This is a genomic window from Streptomyces sp. ATexAB-D23 (assembly GCF_000373645.1).
Lineage (GTDB): Bacteria > Actinomycetota > Actinomycetes > Streptomycetales > Streptomycetaceae > Streptomyces > Streptomyces castrisilvae.
The window spans coordinates 46,825-67,340 of sequence record NZ_KB892012.1; the positions used below are offsets into that span (position 1 = coordinate 46,825).

At 71.7% G+C, this 20,516-nt stretch carries 23 protein-coding genes; 8 read left to right on the forward strand and 15 right to left on the reverse strand.

The genetic code is table 11. From position 1 onward, the window contains the following. Positions 1-21 precede the first annotated feature (21 nt). Positions 22-1,884, forward strand: coding sequence for a protein kinase domain-containing protein (locus B082_RS0112615; protein ID WP_018552160.1), 1,863 nt, complete (start codon positions 22-24; stop codon positions 1,882-1,884). A gap of 31 nt (positions 1,885-1,915) precedes the next feature. Here the strand turns inward: B082_RS0112615 and B082_RS0112620 are convergent, their stop codons facing one another. From B082_RS0112620 to B082_RS0112630, 3 genes are read right to left on the reverse strand one after another with little or no spacing between them, the layout of a single operon-like run. Continuing rightward, positions 1,916-2,800, reverse strand: coding sequence for a class I SAM-dependent methyltransferase (locus B082_RS0112620; RefSeq protein ID WP_018552161.1), 885 nt, complete (start codon positions 2,798-2,800; stop codon positions 1,916-1,918). Further along, complete coding sequence (locus tag B082_RS0112625; RefSeq protein WP_018552162.1) at positions 2,800-3,144, reverse strand: VOC family protein; 345 nt, start codon at positions 3,142-3,144, stop codon at positions 2,800-2,802. Before B082_RS0112625 ends, B082_RS0112620 begins: the two co-directional genes overlap by 1 nt. Then, positions 3,134-3,325 carry a ribbon-helix-helix protein, CopG family gene (locus B082_RS0112630; RefSeq protein ID WP_018552163.1) on the reverse strand — a complete coding sequence of 64 codons (192 nt, stop codon included), beginning with the start codon at positions 3,323-3,325 and terminating at the stop codon, positions 3,134-3,136. Before B082_RS0112630 ends, B082_RS0112625 begins: the two co-directional genes overlap by 11 nt. A gap of 113 nt (positions 3,326-3,438) precedes the next feature. On the opposite strand from B082_RS0112630, the gene B082_RS36060 reads away from it, so the two are divergent. Continuing rightward, on the forward strand, positions 3,439-3,858 hold the full coding sequence (locus tag B082_RS36060) for a hypothetical protein (RefSeq protein WP_018552164.1): 420 nt from the start codon (positions 3,439-3,441) through the stop codon (positions 3,856-3,858). A gap of 211 nt (positions 3,859-4,069) precedes the next feature. Next, positions 4,070-4,504 carry an NUDIX hydrolase gene (locus tag B082_RS0112640; protein ID WP_018552165.1) on the forward strand — a complete coding sequence of 145 codons (435 nt, stop codon included), beginning with the start codon at positions 4,070-4,072 and terminating at the stop codon, positions 4,502-4,504. Positions 4,505-4,565: 61 nt separating this feature from the next. On the opposite strand, the gene B082_RS0112645 is transcribed toward B082_RS0112640, so the two are convergent. Further along, positions 4,566-4,991: an ATP-binding protein gene (locus B082_RS0112645; RefSeq protein ID WP_018552166.1), complete on the reverse strand. Its 426-nt coding sequence runs from the start codon at positions 4,989-4,991 to the stop codon at positions 4,566-4,568. Positions 4,992-5,124: 133 nt separating this feature from the next. On the opposite strand from B082_RS0112645, the gene B082_RS0112650 reads away from it, so the two are divergent. Both B082_RS0112650 and B082_RS0112655 read left to right on the forward strand, forming a co-directional pair. Next, positions 5,125-5,991, forward strand: coding sequence for a helix-turn-helix domain-containing protein (locus B082_RS0112650; protein WP_026249727.1), 867 nt, complete (start codon positions 5,125-5,127; stop codon positions 5,989-5,991). Further along, a complete protein-coding gene (locus tag B082_RS0112655; protein ID WP_018552168.1) occupies positions 5,988-6,233 on the forward strand; it encodes a DUF397 domain-containing protein in 246 nt (81 codons plus the stop codon). The genes B082_RS0112650 and B082_RS0112655 overlap by 4 nt, the downstream gene beginning before the upstream one ends. 51 nt (positions 6,234-6,284) lie before the next feature. Here the strand turns inward: B082_RS0112655 and B082_RS0112660 are convergent, their stop codons facing one another. The 4 genes from B082_RS0112660 to B082_RS0112675 form a co-directional block, all read right to left on the reverse strand. Further along, positions 6,285-6,905 carry a DUF4333 domain-containing protein gene (locus B082_RS0112660; RefSeq protein WP_018552169.1) on the reverse strand — a complete coding sequence of 207 codons (621 nt, stop codon included), beginning with the start codon at positions 6,903-6,905 and terminating at the stop codon, positions 6,285-6,287. A gap of 119 nt (positions 6,906-7,024) precedes the next feature. Then, complete coding sequence (locus B082_RS0112665) at positions 7,025-7,648, reverse strand: RraA family protein (RefSeq protein WP_018552170.1); 624 nt, start codon at positions 7,646-7,648, stop codon at positions 7,025-7,027. 148 nt (positions 7,649-7,796) lie between these two features. Beyond that, positions 7,797-8,795 carry a phosphotransferase gene (locus B082_RS0112670; protein ID WP_018552171.1) on the reverse strand — a complete coding sequence of 333 codons (999 nt, stop codon included), beginning with the start codon at positions 8,793-8,795 and terminating at the stop codon, positions 7,797-7,799. Between the two features lie 88 nt (positions 8,796-8,883). Next, positions 8,884-9,354 (reverse strand): hypothetical protein, encoded by a 471-nt coding sequence (locus B082_RS0112675; RefSeq protein WP_018552172.1) that lies wholly within the window; start codon positions 9,352-9,354, stop codon positions 8,884-8,886. Between the two features lie 192 nt (positions 9,355-9,546). Between B082_RS0112675 and B082_RS0112680 the strand changes: the two genes are divergently transcribed. Together B082_RS0112680 and B082_RS0112685 are read left to right on the forward strand one after the other, a co-directional pair. Beyond that, entirely contained in the window at positions 9,547-10,272 is a 726-nt protein-coding gene (locus tag B082_RS0112680; RefSeq protein ID WP_026249728.1) for a class I SAM-dependent methyltransferase, read from the forward strand. Positions 10,273-10,354: 82 nt separating this feature from the next. Further along, positions 10,355-10,834 carry a hypothetical protein gene (locus B082_RS0112685; RefSeq protein ID WP_018552174.1) on the forward strand — a complete coding sequence of 160 codons (480 nt, stop codon included), beginning with the start codon at positions 10,355-10,357 and terminating at the stop codon, positions 10,832-10,834. A gap of 7 nt (positions 10,835-10,841) precedes the next feature. Here B082_RS0112685 and B082_RS0112690 read toward each other — a convergent pair whose 3' ends face one another. Next, the gene (locus B082_RS0112690; protein ID WP_018552175.1) at positions 10,842-11,687 is read right to left on the reverse strand and encodes an LLM class F420-dependent oxidoreductase; all 846 of its coding nucleotides are present in this window, start codon (positions 11,685-11,687) and stop codon (positions 10,842-10,844) included. A 165-nt stretch (positions 11,688-11,852) separates the two neighbouring features. Between B082_RS0112690 and B082_RS0112695 the strand changes: the two genes are divergently transcribed. Continuing rightward, entirely contained in the window at positions 11,853-12,584 is a 732-nt protein-coding gene (locus tag B082_RS0112695; RefSeq protein ID WP_018552176.1) for a siderophore-interacting protein, read from the forward strand. Here the strand turns inward: B082_RS0112695 and B082_RS0112700 are convergent. The 6 genes from B082_RS0112700 to B082_RS0112725 form a co-directional block, all read right to left on the reverse strand. Beyond that, the gene (locus B082_RS0112700; protein WP_234018152.1) at positions 12,566-13,909 is read right to left on the reverse strand and encodes an MFS transporter; all 1,344 of its coding nucleotides are present in this window, start codon (positions 13,907-13,909) and stop codon (positions 12,566-12,568) included. The genes B082_RS0112695 and B082_RS0112700 overlap by 19 nt on opposite strands. Before the next feature lie 109 nt (positions 13,910-14,018). Beyond that, a complete protein-coding gene (locus tag B082_RS0112705; protein ID WP_018552178.1) occupies positions 14,019-15,482 on the reverse strand; it encodes an aldehyde dehydrogenase family protein in 1,464 nt (487 codons plus the stop codon). Beyond that, complete coding sequence (locus B082_RS0112710; RefSeq protein ID WP_018552179.1) at positions 15,479-17,218, reverse strand: N-acyl-D-amino-acid deacylase family protein; 1,740 nt, start codon at positions 17,216-17,218, stop codon at positions 15,479-15,481. Before B082_RS0112710 ends, B082_RS0112705 begins: the two co-directional genes overlap by 4 nt. 279 nt (positions 17,219-17,497) lie before the next feature. Further along, positions 17,498-18,619, reverse strand: coding sequence for an LLM class flavin-dependent oxidoreductase (locus B082_RS0112715; RefSeq protein WP_018552180.1), 1,122 nt, complete (start codon positions 18,617-18,619; stop codon positions 17,498-17,500). 100 nt (positions 18,620-18,719) lie between these two features. Next, on the reverse strand, positions 18,720-19,505 hold the full coding sequence (locus B082_RS0112720) for an SDR family NAD(P)-dependent oxidoreductase (protein ID WP_018552181.1): 786 nt from the start codon (positions 19,503-19,505) through the stop codon (positions 18,720-18,722). A 10-nt stretch (positions 19,506-19,515) separates the two neighbouring features. Next, a complete protein-coding gene (locus B082_RS0112725; protein ID WP_199783796.1) occupies positions 19,516-20,433 on the reverse strand; it encodes an LLM class F420-dependent oxidoreductase in 918 nt (305 codons plus the stop codon). Positions 20,434-20,516: the final 83 nt, after the last annotated feature.

Below are 20,516 nucleotides of genomic sequence, written 5' to 3' on the forward strand. Positions count from 1 at the left end.
CCGTGCCGTACTGTTCGGCCCATGACTGCGGGTTTCGAGGGAAGCGTGATCGACGGGCGCTTCGAACTGCTGGAGCGGCTCGGCGGCGGCGGGATGGGGCTCGTCTGGCGGGCACGCGACATCGTCCTGCACCGGGAGGTGGCGCTGAAGGAGGTCCGGCCACCGGATCCGGAACTGCTGCGGCTGCGCCCCGACGCCGCGGAGATGCTGCGCAAGCGGGTACTGCGCGAGGCCGTCTCGCTGGCACGGATCACTCATCCGAACGTGGTGACGATCTACCACATCGTGAGTTCGCCGGAGGTGGAGCACCCCTGGCTGGTGATGGAGCTGGTCGCGGGCGGCTCGCTCCAGGACCGGCTGGAGCGCGGCCTGTGCACCCCCACCGAGGCGGCACGCCTGGGCCGCGGTGTGCTCGCCGGACTACGGGCCGCGCACGAGGCGGACATCCTCCACCGCGACGTGAAACCCGGCAACGTACTGCTGCGCACCGACGGCACACCCCTGCTCACCGACTTCGGGATCGCCGCCGTACGCGAAGCCACCAGCCTCACCAACACCGGCGAACTCGTCGGCTCCCCCGACTACATGGCCCCCGAACGACTGCGCGGCCACGACGACGACCCCTCCTCCGACCTCTGGTCACTGGCGATGATGCTGTACGTCGCGGTCGAGGGACACAATCCGATGCGCCGCTCGTCCACCCTCGCCACCCTGGCCGCGATCCTGGAGGAGGACGTCCCACCGCCCCGGCGGGCGGACACCCTCGGCCCCGTACTGCGCTCCGTCCTCGTCAAGGACGTGGCTTCCCGGCCCGACGCGAACCACCTCGACCAACTCCTCGCACAAGCCGCCGGAGACCACGCCATGACGGTCATCGACAGCGTGGCAGCGCCTCCCGTACGGACGACCACCCCCACGGAGGCGGAGGCGACGGGTCAGGCGGAGCCGGAGGGGAAGGCTGAGGCCGACGCGGACGACGCGGCCCCGGTCGGGTACACGCCCACGGAGTCGTCGGCCCCTGTTTCCGCCGCCTCCGACCCGCCCGCGCGGAAGCAGGACGAGGCCGAAGCGGACCCGGGCGCGGAGCCGGGGCCGGGCGCCGGGCGGGACGCGGCACCGGAACCGAAGCCGTCACCCGACCCCTCACCGGCCGACGACACCGACGGCCGGGGGAACCCCGGCGCGGAGACGAGCCGGACGCCCGTACGCGGCGCCGGCGGCAACCGGCCGCGCCGATGGCTGATACTCCCGGCGGTCCTGGCGGCCGTACTGGTGGGCGGGCTGCTGGCCAAGGAGTTCATACCCGGCTCCGGCGACGACGACAAACCATCGGCCCACGCCTCGACCACCCCCTCCGTCACCCACTCCCCCACACCCACCCCGTCCCCCTCGCGCACCTCCAGCCCCTCGCCCTCGCCCACGAAGGAAACCGATCTCCTCACCCCCTCCGGCGCCCACAGAGTCGTGAAGGAGTTGAAGGCGGTGACGGGCGGAACCACGGTGTTCCCCGGCTTCGTCCTGTACCCGGACAATGCCACGGGCAACGTGGTCGTGAACGACGAGAAGATGCCCGACGAGAAGGTGTTCGACGGCTTCGAATACCGGGACGGCAAGGGCAAACGCCATCACAACGAAGGGCTGGTCAACGGTCAGCACCTGATCGACCTCACCCAGGTCGACTGGGACGGCCTGCCCCGCCTTCTACGCATCGCCCAGACGGAACTGGGCGTACGGAAGGCGGACCCCACGGAAAGCTACGTGATCACCGACTGGTACGAGGGACAGGCTGCCCTGCTGATCTACGCCAACGGCGAATACCAGACCTCGTCACTGCTCATCGCCACGTTCGACGGTGAGATCCTCAGACGCAGTAAGGCGAACTGACCCCCGCGCCCGACGAGACTCGGCCCGCCGGTCAGATGGTGGCCAGCAGCAGGTCCTCTCCGCTCGACGGACGAAGACCGTCCGTGCGGCCGGCGAAGTAGCGCTCGGCCAGCTGACCGCCCGACACGTGCCGGGCGTCGGCGAAGCCGGCTTCGCGGGCCAGCGCCAGAATCTCGGACGGGGTGTAGAAGCTGACGAACGGCGTTCCGGACGCCTGCGCGCCTGCGCTGCTCATCCGGAGGCCGGGGCGGTCGGCAGCGTCGAGCAGTTCGACCGGCAGCAGGAAGGTCATGACGAACGTGGTGCCGGACGCGAGCCCGGTGATCCGGCGCAGGGTGGCCGTGTTGGTGTCCTTGCTGAGGTACATGCTGACGCCGGTGGAGACGATGACCGCCGGCCTGCCCGTATCGAAGCCGGCCGCCGTCAGATTCGCCAGCCAGTCCTCGTTCGCCTCGAAGTCGACCGGCACGAGGCGCAGCCGGTCCGGGATGCCGTAGCCGAGTTCGGCCAGGCGGCGGCGCTTCCACTTCTGGGTGCCGGGCTGGTCGACCTCGAAGATCCGCAGGCGGGAGGCGAGTTCCGGCTTGCGCTGGGCGAAGGTGTCCAGGCCGGCCCCCAGGATGACGTACTGGGCCACACCCCGGTCGGCCTGCTCAGCGATCAGGTCCTCGATGAAACGGGCGCGCGCGACGATGGCCGCCCGGAACCCGCTGGTGCCCTGCGGGTCCATGTCGGGGCGGCCGCGCCAGTCGTCGCCGGGGGCTGCCAGCCGCAGGCCGATCTCGTCCTCGACCACATGCGGGGGCGGGTCGACCTGGACGTGCATCGCCCGCCAGAGGGCGGTCCGCACGGCGGTGCTGTCCGGTTCCCGCATCGGTTCGTGCGCCATCGTGTCGTGCTCCCTCTCGGCGGCCATCAGTTCTTCACGGGCGCCTGAAGGCTCCACAGGCGCCCGTCGGGGTCGCGGACCGTCATCTCCCTGGTCCCGTAATGGGTGTCCTCGAACGGCGTGACCACCTCGACGGCGGGCCCGGCCCGGAACGCGTCCTCGTCCGGCACGCTCAGTACCATCCGCGTCCGGGGCTCCTGGTCCTCGGGGACCTCGGCGATGAACACGTAGGGCCCGTCACCGTTGCGCAGCCGGCCGGAGCTGTGGTCCGTCTCGAACTCCAGCTCGTAGCCCAGCCCCTGGAAGAACTGCGCCGCCTTGCCCCAGTTGTGGGTCGTCAGGAACACGGCCTCGATGCCTTCAGTCCCCATGTCGATTCTCCTTCTCCGTCGACTGCTGTGCGTTCCGTCGAGCGTCATCGAGATAGGCGCGCAGCGCGTCGGCGACTATCGCCGACAACGACATGCCCGACTCGACGGCGTGGTACTTGACCTGCTTGATCAGTTCGATCGGCAGGTACACATTGAACTGCTTGACTCCCACATCAGCCACGAGGTGATGCTAGCATCCTAGCAAGCTAGTCGCCGATGCCCACGGCACGGCGATAATGCACCCGGCGCGGACACCGCGCCCGGAAGCGGTGACAGAGGGGTGGGCATCCGCCGATGAAGGACACGGGCAGGGTCGCAAGGCTCGGTGACGACTGGTGCGACATGAGCGAGGGCTGCGACCTCGACCACACGGCGCTGCCGCGCGAGCTCAAGACCGAGGTGCACCCCGCGCATCCGTTCTTCGGGGCAGCACTGGAGGTGATCGCGCACCGGCGGTGGAACGATGACGTCCTCTGCCACCACCTCGATACACCCGCGCGCTACTCCATCCTCCATCTCACGTGGTCGCGACGTGAGGAGATCGGGAGCTGCCCCACCATCGACGCGGATGGCGAATGGCCGCACATCGTCGCCTACGAGAACGATGTTGACGCGGCTCTCAGCGCTGCGGAAGCGCTCGAACGGGACGGCCGACGCGACCCGATGGGGCCGGCGGGCACCGCGTCACCACCACTCCACGTGGGGCGCCTTTAACGAGCGGCGAGCCACTTACTACCGGATCCTGACGTTCGCGCACTACAACAAGCGGGCCAGGAAGGAGATCTCGGGGCGGCTTCCCCATCGCCGAGAAGGCGCACAAGCACACGATCAAGCTGCCCGTCTGGCACCGTGAACAGGATCTGGAACTGGCCGAGCAGTACGTAAGCGCGGCCAGGAAGGTCAGCGAACACCACAAGGAGCTTCTGTGACCGTGCCCTCCGACCTCGCCCGAACCCTGGCAGAGGAGGCCGAAGCCGAAGGCATCACCACCTTCGTGGCAGCGGCCGTCGTCACCGACGCCGACCGCGTCCTCCTGGTCCGCCGCAAGCCGGACGACTTCATGGGCGGCCTGTGGGAGATCCCCTCCGGACACGTGGACGCAGGGGAGACCATCCTGGACGCGGCCCGCCGCGAGACACGGGAGGAGACCGGCCTGGCCGTCTCCTCCGTGGACCGCTACCTCGGGCACTTCGACTACGAGAACAGCCGCGGCACCACCACCCGCCAGTTCAACTTCGCCGTCACCGTTGCCGAGACCGGGCCGGTCATCCTGACCGAACACGACCTGCATCAGTGGGCGGCGACCGGTGACCTACCGGGCGTCACCGACGGCGTACGGAAGGTCTTGGCCGGCGCGTAGGAACCGCGGCCGCCCCTTCCCCTTCGGCCCGTCCCTCCCAGAGACGAGGGGCGGGCCGCCCTCAACTCCCCCCGGGGCCCACCCGCGCCCACACCGTCTTGCCGACCACCCGTTCGGCCACGCCCCACTCCGCCGCCAGCGCCTCGACCAGCCGCAGCCCATGGCCGTGCTCGGCAGTGTCGGCCCCGCCCGCGCACAGCTCCGGACGTCGCTCCCCTCGCGCGTCCGACACCTCGATGCGGAAGCCCTCCGCCACAGGGAGCAGGCGCAGCTCGAAGTCACGCCCCGTCACATGACCGTGGAGCACCGCGTTGGCCGCCAGCTCGGCCACGACCACCGCCACGTCGTCGGACAGCTCGCTTCCGTACGGCGCACCCCACGCGTCCAGTTGCTGCACAGCGAGCCGGCGCGCGAGCCGGGCTCCTCGGCGCGAGGCGCTGAAGCGCTGGACGAACTCGGTACTCACAAGAGTGATTTCGGCGTTCATGTGACCCAGCGTGGCCGTCCGCTCGTACGCTGACCAGCAGTGACCACACGACTCCAGAAAGCTGTACGGGCCCGCCCGACCGGCTGTACGGGATGTCGGCCGTGACCGGACGGACAGAGGCGGTACGGGGATGATGACGAACACACCACGTGAAGAGCGGCCGGAGCGACCGACCGAATCGGACGGCACCGCGCACCTGTTCAGGGCGCTGGGCAAGCAGCTGAAGTTCCTGCGCGAACGCGCGGGCATGAGCCAGAAGGACCTGGCCACGGCCACCCACTGCGGCGAGGACCTGATCTCCGCGATCGAACGGGGCGTCCGCACCCCGCAGCCGGAGTTCCTGATCCTCGCCGACCGCGCCCTCAACACGGGCGGCCTGCTTCAGGCGGCCCTGGAGGAGGTACGGGACGCGATCAAGCGGGCTCGTACACGCCATCCGGGCTGGTTCCGCGACTTCGCCCGGACGGAGGCGGAGGCGGTTGCGTTGCATGAGTACAGCGCGCAGGTGGTGCCCGGCCTGCTTCAGACGGAGGCATACGCGCGGGCCACATTCACCCAGCGCCGCCCGCTGCTGAGCGAGGAAACCATCGAGAGGCGAGTTGCCGACCGGCTAGCACGACAGCAGGTCTTCGAACGCTGGCCTGCGCCAACCTTCAGCTACGTACTGGAAGAGACCGCCTTGCGACGCCCTCTCGGAGGGCGCGATGTACACGTGGGCCAGTTGCGGCAACTCTTGCGGGTCGGATGCCTGCGTAACGTAGAGATCCAGGTCATGCCCACGGACCGCGATGAACATCCCGCACTTGACGGCACGTTCACTTTGATCACCCCCAAAGGGCGCTCCCAAGTCGCCTACACGGAGCTGTACGGGCATGCGCGGCTGATCACGGACCCGGAAGAGGTACGCGTCTACAGCGAGCGCTATGGGATTATCCGGGCGCAGGCTCTCTCCCCGAGGGAGTCCCTGGCGCTGATCGAAAAGATGTTGGGAGAGCTATGAACACCGAGCAACTGCACTGGTTCAAGAGCAGCTACAGCACGGGGGAGGGCGGCAACTGCATCGAGGTCGCCTACGACTGGCGCAAGTCCAGCTACAGCGACGCCGAGGGCGGGCAGTGCATCGAGGTCGCCTCCTGCGCCTCCGCCGTCCACGTCCGTGACTCGAAGAACCTCCCGGGCCCCCACTTCGACGTGGCACCCACGGCCTGGGCCGCGTTCGTCACGTACGCACGTCAGCGCTGACCAGCCGGACGGCGAGCACGGGCCCGACGCTCGCCGTCCGTCCGGGGCGGCTCAGCCCGCCGGGGTCTGGTCCACCTTGAAGTCCATGTTCACCTGACCGCCGACGACGGACTTCGCGGTGACCGTCACTCCGTACTGCTGGCCGCCGTCCGCGAGCTGGCAGCGGATCGTGGCGCCCACGCGGGCCGGGAGGTTCTCGGGGCAGGAGAAGGAGTCGGGCTCCTTGCCGACCTGGGCCGCGAGGGCGGCCTTGCCCTGGCGGGCGACCTCGGCCTTGTCCACGGACTGCTCGCCGCCCGCGCCGCCGGTCGTCGTGTCGGTGGGCTGGGCGGAGTCGCTGGGCTGGGGGTCGGCGGAGGCGCCGGTGTCGGCCGCGCCGTCGATCTTGTAGTCCATCTTGACGTCCTTGCCGTCGACGGACTTCACGGTGACCGTCATGCCGAGCTTCTTGCCACCATCGGTCAGCGTGCAGCGCACGCTTTCGCCGACCTTGGCCTTGAGGTCGTCCTCGCAGGTCACGTCCTCGGGCTCGCGGCCGACCTCTTTACCGAGGCCCGCCGACGCCTGCTTGGCGACCTCGGCCTTCTTGACCACCTTTTCGCCACCCACGCTGAACGAACAGCCCGCGGCGAACATCATGGCCACCGTTCCGGCCACGGCTCCGGCCACCATCCGACCTCGCACCGACTGCTGCATGGTTCCCCCTTGGCAAAGCGTTCACGTCAGAACTGGCGTGCCAAGCTATCACCGGCCCCCGAACACCCGACCGACCCGACCAGTCCCCGGAACGGTCAGCCCGCGTAGCCGTTTTCGGCCAGGATCTTGTCGATACGGGCGCGGTGCGCGGCCTCCCAGGCGTCGAGGGGCTCCGCGTCCTCCTTGGCGGCCTTGGCCCGTGCGTCGCTCAGCACCTGCTCCCGCAGTGCGGCCGGCGTGACGACGATGCCCTCCTCGTCGGCGACGACGATGTCCCCGGCGTTCACCGTGACCCCGCCGCACCGCACCGGTTCGTTGAGGGGCGTCACGGCCTTCTTCGTACCCGGAAAGGGGACGACGCCGGTCGCGAAGACGGGGAAGCCCATGTCCCGTACCTCGGCCAGGTCCCGGATCACCCCGTTGGTGACGAACGCGGCGACGCCCCGGCGCTGGGCCACCGCGCACACGTTCCCGCCGGCCAGCGCGTAGTCCGCGTCGCCCGCCTCGATGACAATGACGGAGCCGGGGCCGGCGCGGTGAATGGCGGCGTGCAGCATGAGGTTGTCACCGGGCGGGCACCGCACGGTGAACGCCGGCCCGGCGACCCGCCGGCCTGAGGGCCAGAGCGGGCGGATACCGGCGTCCATGACCTGCCCGCGCCCCAAAAGGTCGGCGAGCGTGGTCGGCGAGATGTCCTTGAAGCCGCTGATGTCGTCCATACGGTTCGTCTCCTCCACTGGATGTGATGGCCGCAGGGGAGCGGACACATAGGGAAGACGGCGTGCCGCACACCTCGGTGCCATGCCCGTGCCGGGCCGCGCGGTCACGGTCCCACGTGTCGTCGTCCGACCGCCACACGGCGGATGGTCACAGCGCCGGGTCGGCCAGCAGCTGACGGAGCGACCGCGCGGCCCCCGCCTCCGTCATGGCGGTCAGCCCCCGCGAGGCCTCGGGGAAGAGCCGGTCCCAGGAGCAGGCCCGGCCGATCGCGCCCAAGTGCCGGGCCAGTGCCGCCCCGCGCCGCAATTCGGCGGTCGTCGGCCCCGTCCCGGTCCACGCGTCCAGATAGGCGTCACGCAGCCTCGGCAGCGCCTGCGGCCCGTACCGTTCACGCGCGTTGTTCAGCGGAACGAACAGGCTGCAGAAGGGATGGGAGACCGACGCGTCACCCCAGTCGAAGAACGTGAAGCGGCCCGGTGCCGGGGTGAAGAGCTGCCCGTCGTGCAGGTCGGAGTGGTCGAGCGAGTCCGGTACGCCGAGCGCGTCGAGTTCCTCGCACCACCGCACGAGGCGCGGGCGCAGCGCGTGCAGCGCCGTGCGGGTGCCGGTGTCCAGGACCGTGTTCCTCCCGACAACCCGGTCGAAGACGGCCGGGAGGACCGCGGTGCGCGCGTCGGGGACACCGAGCCGTGTGATCTCCTCGACACGGGAGACGAGAGCGCGCTGGACAACCGCGTACTGGTGGAGCGCCTCCGCCCAGGCCCGTTCGCCCGTGCCGTCCGGGTGGACCTCTCTGAAGAGCGTGCCGCCGTGCGGAAACAGGGACCAGCCGCGCTCCACGTCCACAGCGAGGGGTTCCAGTACGTGGCCCGGAACCCAGCGGGCGAGCGCCTCGGTCAGCCCGGCCTCGAAGGCGCTCGCGGGTGGGTTCGCCTTCAACCACACGTCGGGCCCGCCGGCTGCCGACATGCGCACCAGCACGGACCAGGGCCGCACCCGCACGGCGAGCAGCCGCGCCCGGGGCCGTCCGCGAGCGGCCAGGGCGCGTTCCGCCCAGGCGAGGGCCGACTGCCGCCACGCCAGGTCGTCCCAGGGGGCCACCGCGTCCGGGTACTGCCCGCGGTCCACCGACGTCTCACCGTGCATCGCGCCATTCCACCACCGGGCCCAGCCGAGCCACCACGGAGTTTCACCGAGCGGCGGCGGACACGTGCCGGTGCCGCAGCGCCAGGGCTCAGGCGTACGTCCAGCGCCAGGCGTTCCCGCTGTAGGCGCACTTGATGCGCGTACCGGCCGCGTTCGTCGTCAGGGCGCCGTGGTCGCTGTTCCGGCAGAACTGGCCGGCGCTGTAGCAGTTCCCCGCGTTGGAGCGGATGGAACACGTGCTGGTCGCCGTGGAACCCCCGCCGCCGGAGCCGCCCGAGCCGCCGGACCCGGAGGACGTCGCCCTCGTGACGGTCGCCGTGACGGTCGGGCCCGGCACCTTCACGGTCTTCGTCTCGGTCACCGTGGGCGCCGGGGCGGGTGTGGCGGTCTCGGTCGCCGTGGCCGTGACGGTCACCGTGACCGTGGGCGCCGGCGCGGCGCTCGTCGCCGCCACGGTCGCCGGGTCGTCGCCGGACTGCGTACAGCCCACCGCCCCGAAGGCGAACAGGGCGATGCCGCCTATCCAGATCCGCTTGCGCCGGCTCAACACCTTGGCCATGTGGTCCCCCCACGTCTCGGCATACGCCACTTCGAGTGGAATGACGGTATTACTTCGGACGAGATGTGTGGGAATTGGGGAGAGGGAGTGATCCTATTGTGACCAACGAGCATGCGGTGTACGGGCGTCGCGTCCGGGTACGCCCCCGAAACCCGGTCGCGGCCCGGCCGCACGCCGCCTACGTTCGACGCCATGGCTGACGAAGGCTTCACGCATCCACGACTGGCCGCGCTCTACGATCCGCTCGACCCGGACCGCGGCGACCTCGACGCCTATCTGCGCATGGCGGAGGAGTTCGAGGCGCAACGCGTCCTGGACATCGGCTGCGGCACAGGCGTGTTCGCCCTTCTCCTGGCCGGCCGCGGCAAGGACGTCGTCGGCGTCGATCCCGCCCTCGCGTCCATCGACGTGGCGCGGGCCAAGCCGGGCGCCGAGCGCGTCCGCTGGCTCCACGGCGACGCGACGGCCCTCCCCCCGCTGCGCGTCGACCTCGCGACGATGACCGCGAACGTCGCCCAGGCCATCGCCGCCCCCGACGCCTGGCACGCGTCCCTGCGGGGAGCCCATGAGGCGCTACGCCCCGGCGGGCGCCTGGTCTTCGAGACGCGCGATCCGGCGCGGCGCGCCTGGGAGGAGTGGACCCCCGAGAACTCCCGCAGCGTGACCGAGGTCCCGGGCACCGGCCCGGTCGAGTCCTGGGTCGAGGTGACCGAGGTGGCCGGGCCCCTGGTCACGTTCCGCTGGACCTACCGGTTCGCGGCGGACGGAGACGTACTGACCTCGGACTCGACGCTGCGCTTCCGCGAGCGGGACGAGGTCGAACGGGACCTGCGCGCCCTCGGATACACGGTGGACGACATCCGCGACGCACCCGACCGTCCGGGCCGCGAGTTCGTCTTCGTGGCCCGGCGGGTCTGACCCGGGCCGCCGGCACCGGAGCCGCTGCCGGACCGGACCCCGTCCGTACGATGAACCCACCAACGGGGCGGGGGGAATCGGCATGCGGTGGGAGCGGAGAAGTGTCACCGGGCTCGGGCTGATCGTGGGCGGGCTCGTCGTCGGGGCGGTGGGGGTGGGGGTCATCGCCCTCGGGACCGGGGCGTTCGGGGTGGAGACGGAGACGTTCGGCGCGATCATCTGTGACTCCGTGTCCGTCAAGGGCGGGTCCGTGTGGCACTGCCGCGGCGAGAGCCCGGAGCAGGCCGCCGCCAATGAGGCGGCCCGGCGCAAGGCGGAGCTGGACGGGCTGCGCGGGGTCGACCATCTGGGGGTGCCCGAGGCGCCGCGGCGTACGGAGCTGATGTTCGTCCAGCATGACGGGCGGCGCGATCCGGACCGGGTGACGGCCTCGCACTCACCCGTCGGCGACCGCTGGATCGCCCACTCGGGCGGCGTCGTCGGCACGGGCGTGGGCGGGGTCGTCGTCGGTGGTGCGGGGATCGGGTGGGGGGTCTACCGGGTCCGGCCGCGCCGGGGGTGAGCCGGGCTCAGAGGTACGCCGCGTACGCGTCCAGCGTCCGCAGCACCTCCGGTTCGGCGGCCGGGGGCAGTTGGAGGACGACCTCCTCGATGCCCAGGTCCGCGTAGTGGGCCAGCTTGCCCGGGTCGGGGAGGACGGCGTACGGGACGACGTGGAGGCCCTCCGGGTCGCGGCCCGCCGCCTCCCAGGCGGTACGGAGCGCGGGGACGGACTCCGTGAGGCCCCGGCCGCCGATCGGGAGCCAGCCGTCCGCGGACTCCGCGATCTGCGCGAAGAGCCTGGGGCCCGCCGCGCCGCCGATCAGGGTGCGCGGGCCGGTCAGCGGGCCGCGCGGCTGCTGGTACGGCTTGGGGTGGGCGTGACTGGCCCGCACCGAGGCGAACTCGCCCTCGTACGCGGTCGGTTCCCGCTCCCACAGCGCGCGCATCAGCGCCAGCCGGTCGCGGCCCAGGCGTCGCCGCGTCGACCAGGTGACGCCGTGGTCGTCGGCCTCCTCGACGTTCCAGCCGTAGCCGATGCCCAGGGTGAAGCGGCCGGCGGAGAGGTGGTCGAGGGTGGCGACCTGCTTGGCCAGGTCGATGGGGTCGTGCTGGGCGATCAGCGTGATGCCGGTGCCCAGGGCCAGCCGCTCGGTCACCGCGGCGGCCTGGGCGAGGGCGACGAACGGGTCCAGGGTGCGGCCGTACTCGCGGGGCAGGTCGCCGCCCGCCGGGTAGGGGGTCTCCCTGTTCACCGGGATGTGGGTGTGCTCGGGCAGGAAGAGCCCGGCGAACCCGCGCTGTTCGAGCTGGTGCGCGAGCCGCACCGGGGTGATGGTCTCGTCGGTGAGGAAGATCGTGGTGGCGATCCGCATACGAAGGCACCTCCGTCGTTGTCGCGTGACCGTTCCAACGTAAGCCGTCCGGGGCGGGAAGCCCCGGCCCGCTACGGGCGGACCGGAGACCCTGCCGGAGACCGGTCATTTAGGTTAGGCTCACCTAATCAACGTCGAGCAATACCGAGCGGAGGGGGCACGGCTGTGGGACACGGCTGGGAGGGCGTCGTCCTCAAGCTCATGCGCGGACGCGACTTCACGTTCACCGTGACCGCGGCGGAACAGCTCACCGACGGCTTCCGGCGCGTGAGCGTCACCGATGGCGGGCTCCTCGCCGCGACCGGCGGGGCGCACCCGACGATGTGGGTGCGCCTCTGGTTCGAGCGGCACGGCAAACCGCACCAGCGCGCCTACACCCTGGTCGATCCCGACCCGCAGGCGGGGACGTTCAGCCTGGACTTCGCCCTGCACGAGGGGCCCGCGACCGACTGGGCCCGTGCCGCCGCGCCGGGCGACACGATCGACGCCACTCTCCAGGGCACCGGCTTCGCCCTGCCCGAACCGGCCCCGTCCCGGCTCTTCGTCATCGGAGACCCGGCGTCGCTGCCCGCCATCAACTCCCTGCTCGCCGCGGCCCCGGGGACCCCGGCCACCATCTGGTACGAGAGCGCACCGGGAACGGACGACGAGCCGCCACTGCGCCTGGACCACGCCCACCACACGCTCCACCGGGTGGACAGGCACGGCCGGGGCGGCGAACTGATCGACGCGGTCCGTTCCACGCTGCCGCGCCTGCTGGGCGACGACCCATCCGACGCGTACGTCTGGATCGCCTGCGACACGGCGACGACCAGGTCCCTGTCGGGGTACGTGCGCAGGGAGCTGGCAGTCCCCAAAGAGCGCGTCCACGCGCTGGGTTACTGGCGGGCGGGCTGAACCCGGCACTCGCCCTCCACCACCGGAGCCCTCAGCCTCCCCGCGCACCCCCGCTGCTGCACCACCGCGAGCCCCGCGACCACCGCTCCCAGCGCCAGCCACCCCACCGGCCCGGCGGCCATCACCACGCCCGTCAGGAGCGGCGGGCCCGCCGACTTCTGGATGGACTGGGACATGCCGGCCACCCCCAGGTACGCGGCCCGTTCGTCCGGCGGGGACAGGAGTACGGCCAGCTCCCACGAGCTGACCGAGCGCATCAGCTCGGCCATCGTGACCAGGACGGCCGCGGCGAGCAGGACAGTGGCCGCCGCCCAGGTACCGCAGCCGGTGGCGACGGCCGGCAGGGCGCAGCAGACGAACATCAGGGCCCCGTACAGCAGCACCGCCCGCACCGCCTTGCGCGGGCCCTCGGCCCTTCGGGAGACGGCCAGTTGGAGTGCGACGACGAGCACGGTGTTGATGACGAGGAAGGCCGGTACGAGGGCGTGCGGGGCGGAGGTGCGGTTGACGAGCCACAGGGGGAGGCCGACCGCGAGGACCGAGTCGTCCAGGTTCATGGGGATGTCCAGCAGCACGAAGCGGAGGTAACCCCGGTCCCGCCAGGGGCTCTTGGGGCGGGGGGCGGGGGTCGCGTCGTCGGGTACGGGCGCGGCGCGTGCCACCTCCCGCGTCCGGCCGGCCGGTTCGCCCGTGCGCCACACCAGCGCGGCGGCGACGACGAAGGAGAGGGCGTTGCCGAGGATCAGGGCGCGGTAGGCGTCCGTGGTGCCGATGGCCAGGCCGATGGCGGCGAGTCCGGCGCCGACCCCGTATCCGGCGTTCGCCGCACTGCGCGACAACGCCTGGTAGGCGACGCGGCGTTCGCCGGCCGCGCGGGTGGCGAACAGCATCTCCAGGGTCTTGGCCGCCCGGTCGCCCAGATAGGTCACCGCGACCACCACGAGCAGCGCGCCGAAGCTCGTACAGAGCAGTACCAGCGTGAGCGTCACCAGCCGCAGCAGGTGGCAGCCGATGAGCAGCGGGCGCACCGGGAAGCGGCCGGCCAGGCGGCCGGCGAGGGGTGAGCCCGCGATGCCCGCGACACCGGCCGTGCCCAGCAGGACGCCGATCTGCTGGGCGCTGAGGTGGGTGACGAAGGTGAGGTAGAGGACCGAGGACGCCGCCCACAGGCCGGAGCCGGTGCGGTCGACGGCCAGGGCGAGCAGCATGATCCGGGCGTCCCGGCCGCCCGGTGGGTTGCGTAGCTGGGCGATCAGACCCGGGCCGCGCTTCGTCGCCCTCGCCGTCCTCGCCGCCCCGCGTGTGCCCGCCCCTGCGCGTCGCACCGCCGCCCACCCCCAGGTATCTCGACATCAAGAGATCAATAGACCTGGGGAAGCCTGCCGGGTTACTCTCTCGATGTCAAGATACTTGATGGCGAGATAATGGGTTCTCTCACCCCGGCCAGACGATCGACTGCACCTCGCTGTACGCGTGCAGCGCGTACGAGCCCACGTCCCGGCCGACGCCGCTCCGTTTGAACCCGCCGAACGGCGCCTCCATGTTCCGGCCGATCGTGTTCACGCCCACCCCGCCGGCCCGCAGCCGGCGGGCCACCCGGAAGGCGCGGGCCACATCGCCGGACCAGACGTAGTCGATCAGCCCGTAGTCGCTGTCGTTGGCCAGCGCAATGCCCTCCTCCTCGTCGTCGAAGGGGACCACCACCACGACCGGGCCGAAGATCTCCTCGCGCACCACCCGCATGTCCGGGGTGCAGTCCGCCAGCAGGGTCGGGGCGACGTAGAAGCCCCGGCCCGTGGGGTCGGGCCGTTCGCCGCCCGTGACGATCCGGGCCCCCTCCTTGCGGCCGAGCTCCACGTACGACTCGACACGGTCGCGATGGGCGGCGGAGATGACCGGACCGACGACCGTGCCCTTCACCGCCGGGTCGCCGACCTTCAAGTGACCTGCGTACGCGGCCAGTTGGGCGATCAGCGCGTCCTGGACGCCCCGCTGGACCAGGACGCGGGTCGGAGCCGTACAGATCTGTCCGCTGTAGAACGAGAACGTCGTACCGATCCCCGCGACCGCCGCGCCCAGGTCCGCGTCCTCGAAGACGAGGGCCGCCCCCTTGCCGCCCAGCTCCATCAACTGCCGTTTCATGGAACGGCCGCAGACCTCCGCGATCCGCTGCCCGACCGCCGTGGAGCCGGTGAAGCTCACCATGTCCACGTCCCCGGCGTCGACGGCCGCCTCCCCCACCTCCGGGGCCGAGCCGCTGACGACGTTGACGACACCCGGCGGGACGCCCGCCTCGGCCAGCGCCTCGGCCATCCGGTAGACGGAGAGCGGGTCCTGCGGGGCCGGCTTCACGACGACGGTGTTGCCCATGGCCAGCGCGGGGGCGATCTTGCCCGCCGGGTTGGCCCAGGGGTTGTTGTACGAGGTGACGCACGTGACGACGCCGACCGGCTGGCGTACGGCCAGCGCGCCGAAGATCCCGGCCCGGCCCATCGGACCGGCCTCGTTGATCTGCGGCGCGACCGCCTCCTCGACGGGTTCGAGCGCCCCCTTCGCGTACCGCCGGAACCGGGCCGCGCCCACGGCGACCTGCATCCCCCGGGCCGTCGCGGTGGTGGCGCCGCTCTCCGCGCGGGCGAGGTCCGCGAGGGCGGCGGAGTCCCGCTGGATCAGGCCGGCCGCGCGGTCGAGGATCGCGGCGCGTTCCCCGGGGCGGGTCCGGGACCAGGAGGCGAAGGCGGCACGGGCGGCGGCCGCCGCCTCGTACACCTGCGCCCGGCTCGCCTCGGGGGCGAGGCCCACGGTCTCCTCGGTGGCCGGGTCGGTCACCTCGTAGTGGCCGCCGGCCGGTTCGGTCCACTCGCCGTCGATGAACAGGCGCTGGGGCGCGTTCGTCACCGGGTGCTCACCGTCCTGGTGTCGCGGCCCGAGCGCAGCACCGTGCCCGGAACGGCCCCGGTCACCTTGTCGTCGCGCAGGGTCTCCACCCCGTTGACCCGGACCGACACGATCCCGAGCGCCTTGGAGTCGAGCCGGGGGCTGTCGCCCGGCAGGTCGTGGACGAGGGTCGCCGGGCCCGCGTCGACGCGCTCGGGGTCGAAGAGGACGAGGTCGGCGTGGAAGCCCTCCTCGACCCGGCCGCGTTCCCGCAGGCCGAAGAGGCGCGCCGGGTCGTCGGTGAGCATCTGCACCGCCCTCTCCAGCGCCACGAGCTTCCGGCCGCGCAGGCAGTCCCCGAGGAAGCGGGTCGTGTAGGGGGCGCCGCACATCCGGTCCAGGTGCGCGCCCGCGTCCGAGCCGCCGAGCAGCACGTCCTCGTGGTCCCAGGTCTCCCTGCGCAGCGCCCAGGAGGCCGGGTCGTTGTCGGTGGGCATCGGCCACAGCACCGTACGCAGCTCGTCGGCGGCGCAGATCTCGACCAGGCAGTGGAAGGGGTCCTGGCCGCGCTCGGCCGCGATGTCCTTCACGACCCGGCCGGTCAAGCCCTCGTTGGCCGCGCTGTAGGTGTCGCCGATGACATACCGGCCGAAGTCCGCGAGGCGCCGGAAGACACCGGCCTCCTTGCTGTCGGCGCGGCGCAGCATCCCGGCACGGGTGTCCGCGTCCCGCAGCCGCTCGATGCGTTCGGGTACGGGCAGGGCGAGGATGTCGCCCCAGCCGGGGATCAGGTTGAGCGCGCAGAACGTGCCGAGCGACATGTTCATCGGGGTCAGGATCGGCATGGTCAGCGCGACGACCCGGCCTCCGGCCCGGCGGGCCCGCTCGCTGGGCACGAGCTGACGCGGTACGCGTGCGGGGACGGCGGCGTCGATGGTCAGCACGTTCCAGTTCAGCGGGCGCCCGGCGGCGGCCGTCATGTCCACGAGCAGGTCGATCTCCTCGTCGGCGAACTGGTCCAGGCAGCCCGCGACGATCGCCTCGATCTGCGTGCCCTCGTGCTCGCCGACGGCCCGGCAGAGCGCGAGCAGTTCCTCCGGCAGCGCGTGCCGGGACGCGACGGGCCGGCCGTCGCCGTCGGAGTGGGTCGAGGACTGCGTGGTGGACAGCCCCCACGCCCCGGCGGCCATCGCGTCGTGGAACAGCGCCAGCATGGCGTCCATCTGCTCGGGCGTCGGCTGCCCGCCGATCGCGTCCGCGCCCATGACGTGGCGGCGCAGGGCGCAGTGCCCGACCATGAACCCGGCGTTGACGGCGATCCGGCCCTCCAGCGCGTCGAGGTACTCCCGGAATCCGGACCAGGTCCAGTCGACTCCCTCTTCCAGCGCCTTGAGGGCCATGCCCTCGACCCGCGCCATCATGCGCCGCGTGTAGTCGGCGTCCTCGGGGCGGTCCGGGTGCAGCGGGGCCAGCGTGAACCCGCAGTTGCCTCCGGCGACGGTGGTGACGCCGTGGTTCATCGAGGGCGTGGCGTACGGGTCCCAGAACAGCTGCGCGTCGTAGTGCGTGTGCGGGTCGACGAAGCCGGGCGCGAGGACGAGCCCATGGGCGTCCTCGCTGGTCACCGCCTCCTCGGTGACGGTGCCCGGCTCCACGATGACGGCGATGCGGCCGTCGCGCACGCCGACGTCAGCCGGGTAGGAGGGCCCGCCCGTGCCGTCCACGACGGTCGCTCCGCGGATGAGGTGGTCGAGCATGGCGGGGTCCCTTCCTGTCCTGTGGTGTGGTGTGCGGGGGGGGGTGCCGCGGGTGTGATGTGCGCGGGGCGCCGCGGGTGTGGTGTGCGCCGGGGCGCCGCGGGTGTGATGTGTGCGGGGCGCCGCGGGTGTGATGTGTGCGGGGCGCCGGGGGTGTGGTGTGCGCCGGGGTGCGTACGGCCGCGGTACGCACCCCGGCCGGCGAGCGACGGACCGGGATGCCGCCGCCCGTTCGGGGATCTCCGGGAGGAGCGGGGTACGGGGGCAGCGCCCCCGCGACTACGCCGCGTCCCGGAACCGGGACGTCCGGTGGACCGGGTCCGTGTCGATCGCCGGAATCACGTGCTCCCCGATCAGCCGGATCGACTCAAGCGTGTCCTCGCGCCCGATCCCGATCGGCAGGCCGAAGCTCAGCTGGTCCGCCCCCGCCCGCTCCCACCTGCGGCACTGGGCCAGCACCTCGTCCGGGTCGCCGCAGATCATCAGCTCCTCGGCGATCAGCAGCTCGATGATCTCCTCGGTGTACTCGGGCAGCAGCTCGGGCCACTCCGGGATGCCCTCGGGGCGGGGGAACGTGTCGTGGTAGCGGAACAGCAGCGACTGGAGGTAGTTGAGCCCGCCGCCGACCGCGATCTCGACCGCCTTCGCATGGGTCTCCGCGCAGATCGCGGTGGAGGTGACCATGACGTTGTCGTTGACGAAGTCACCGACCGGATCGGCGTCCTTGACGGCGCTCTTGTAGGAGTCGACGACCCACTCCATGTCGGAGACCTTCTGCACGCTGAAGCCCAGCACACCGAGCCCACGCCTTCCGGCCATCGCGTACGAGGACGGCGAGCCGGCCGCGTACCACATCGCCGGGTGGGACTTCCCGTACGGCTTGGGCAGGATCTTGCGCGGCGGGAGCGACCAGTGCTTGCCCTGGAAGCCGACGTACTCGTCCTGGAGCCACATCTTGGGGAACTCGGCGATGGTCTCCTCCCACAACTCCTTGGTGTGGTTCATGTCGGTGATGCCCGGCATGAACCCGAGGATCTCGTGGCTGCCCGCCCCGCGCCCGGAGCCGAATTCGAAGCGGCCCTCGGAGAGGTGGTCGAGCATGGCGACCTTCTCCGCGACCTTGACCGGGTGGTTGACCGGGGCGAGCGGGTTGAAGATGCCGGAGCCGAGGTGGATGCGCTCGGTCGCGTGGGCGAGGTAGCCCAGGTAGACGTCGTTGGCGGAGAGGTGCGAGTACTCCTCCAGGAAGTGGTGCTCGGAGGCCCAGGCGTACTTGAAGCCGGACTTGTCCGCCTGGATGACGTACTCGGTCTCCTCGATCAGCGCCTTGTGCTCTGCCCCGGGGTCCGCCTGGGCCCGCGCGGCGGGCACGTACCCCTGTACAAAGAGCCCGAATTCCAAGGGGGTTCACCGTCCTCAATCGTTTCTGACGCATCGTCAGATCGTGATGTGCGTCCGACTGTTCCACCGGGGCCGGGGCCAGTCAATAGCTGACGCATCGTCAGACGAGGCTGACGCCGGCCAGCCAGCCGCCGTCGATGACGAACGGCTGGCCGGTGATGTACGAGGAGTCGTCCGAGGTCAGGAAGAGGGCGAGCGCCGCCACCTCCTCGGGCCTGCCGATCCGGCCGAGCGGCACGAGCTTGCGGTAGAGCGCGTCCACCGCCTCCTTGGTCTCCTCCGGGTCCGCGTCCGGGTCCAGCGCCGCCGGGTTGGTCATCGCGGTGTCCACCGCACCCGGGCACAGCGCGTTGACCCGGACCCCCTTGGCCGCCAGCTCCACCGCCGCCACCCGGGTCAGCCCCAGCACGGCGTGCTTGCTCGCCGCGTACGCGCCGACGAACGCCATCCCGGTGAGCCCGGTGTACGAGGAGGTGTTGACGATCGTGCCGCCCCCGGCCTCCGCGATCAGCGGCGCGACGGTCCTGATCCCGAGGAACGCCCCCACCTGATTGACCTGCACCACCTGCTGGAACTCCTCCAGCGGCGTGCCCACCAGCTCGTTGAAACGCAGGATGCCCGCGTTGTTGACCAGCCCGTCGATCTTCCCGAAGGCACCCCGCGCGGCGGCGACGGCGGCCTGCCAGTCCTCCTCCCGGCGCACGTCCAGGTGGACGTAGAGCGCGGACTCCTCCCCCAGCTCCTTCGCGAGCGCCGCGCCCTGCTCGTCCAGCACGTCGGCGATCACCACCTGGGCGCCCTCGGCGGCGAAGAGCCGCGCCTCCTGTTCGCCCTGCCCGCGCGCGGCCCCGCTGATCAGCACGGTCCGTCCGTCCAGCTTGCCCATGACCTGACTCCTACCTGTCGGGGTTGTCGAGGTGAGGTGCGACTTCGGCGGCGAACGCCGCCATCTGATCGGTCAGTTCGCTCACGCCCCGGCTGCGGAAGCGCACCTGGATCTGGTGGACGCCCATCGCGGCGTACGCGCGCAGCGAATCGGCGAGGGCCTCCGGCTTCCCGCTGAGCGTGCGCCGCCCGACGGACCAGCCGGGCTCCCCCACGTACAGCGGTTCGGTGATGGCCCCGACGGTGATCGGCCCGGCCACCCCCGCCTCCGCGCGGAGCGCGTGCAGCCGGGCGATCTGCGCGGGCAGCCGGTCCCGGGGATCGCCCTGCGGCAGCCAGCCGTCCCCCCGCACGGCGGCCCGGCGCAGCGCGGCGGGCGAGGAGCCGCCCACCCAGAGCGGCACCCGTTCCTGGGCGGGGCGGGGCAGCTGCCCCAGCCCGCCGAAGGCGTACCGCTCCCCCGCGAACTCCGGGTACTCCTCGGGCCCGAGCGCGGCCCTGAGCGCGTCGATGCTCTCGTCGAGCACGGCCCCGCGCCCGTCGAAGTCCGCCCCGAGCGCCTCGAACTCCTCGCGCACATGACCGGCCCCGACGCCGAGGATCAGCCGGCCGCCGCTGAGGTGGTCGAGGGTGGCGTACTGCTTGGCGGTGGCCAGCGGATGGCGGAGCCCGACGACGGCGACATGGCTCATCAGCAGGACGCGCTCGGTGACCCCGGCGAGGAAGGCGAGGGTGGCCACCGGGTCGTACCAGACGGTTCCCATGCCCGCCGCGAGCCGGCGCGGGACGGCGACGTGGTCGCAGCCGGCGATGTAGGCGAAGCCGGTCCGGTCGGCGGTGCGGGCGATCGCGGCGAGGTCGGCCGGGGTGGCCCCGGCCTCCCACGGCTCGGCGAAGAGGGCACTCTGCGACTGGATGGGCAGCTGCATCCCGTACGACAGCGGCCCGGTGAGCGGTATCGGCACCGTACGACCCCTTCCCCTTGACCTGACGGCCCGTCACGTGAGGGCCG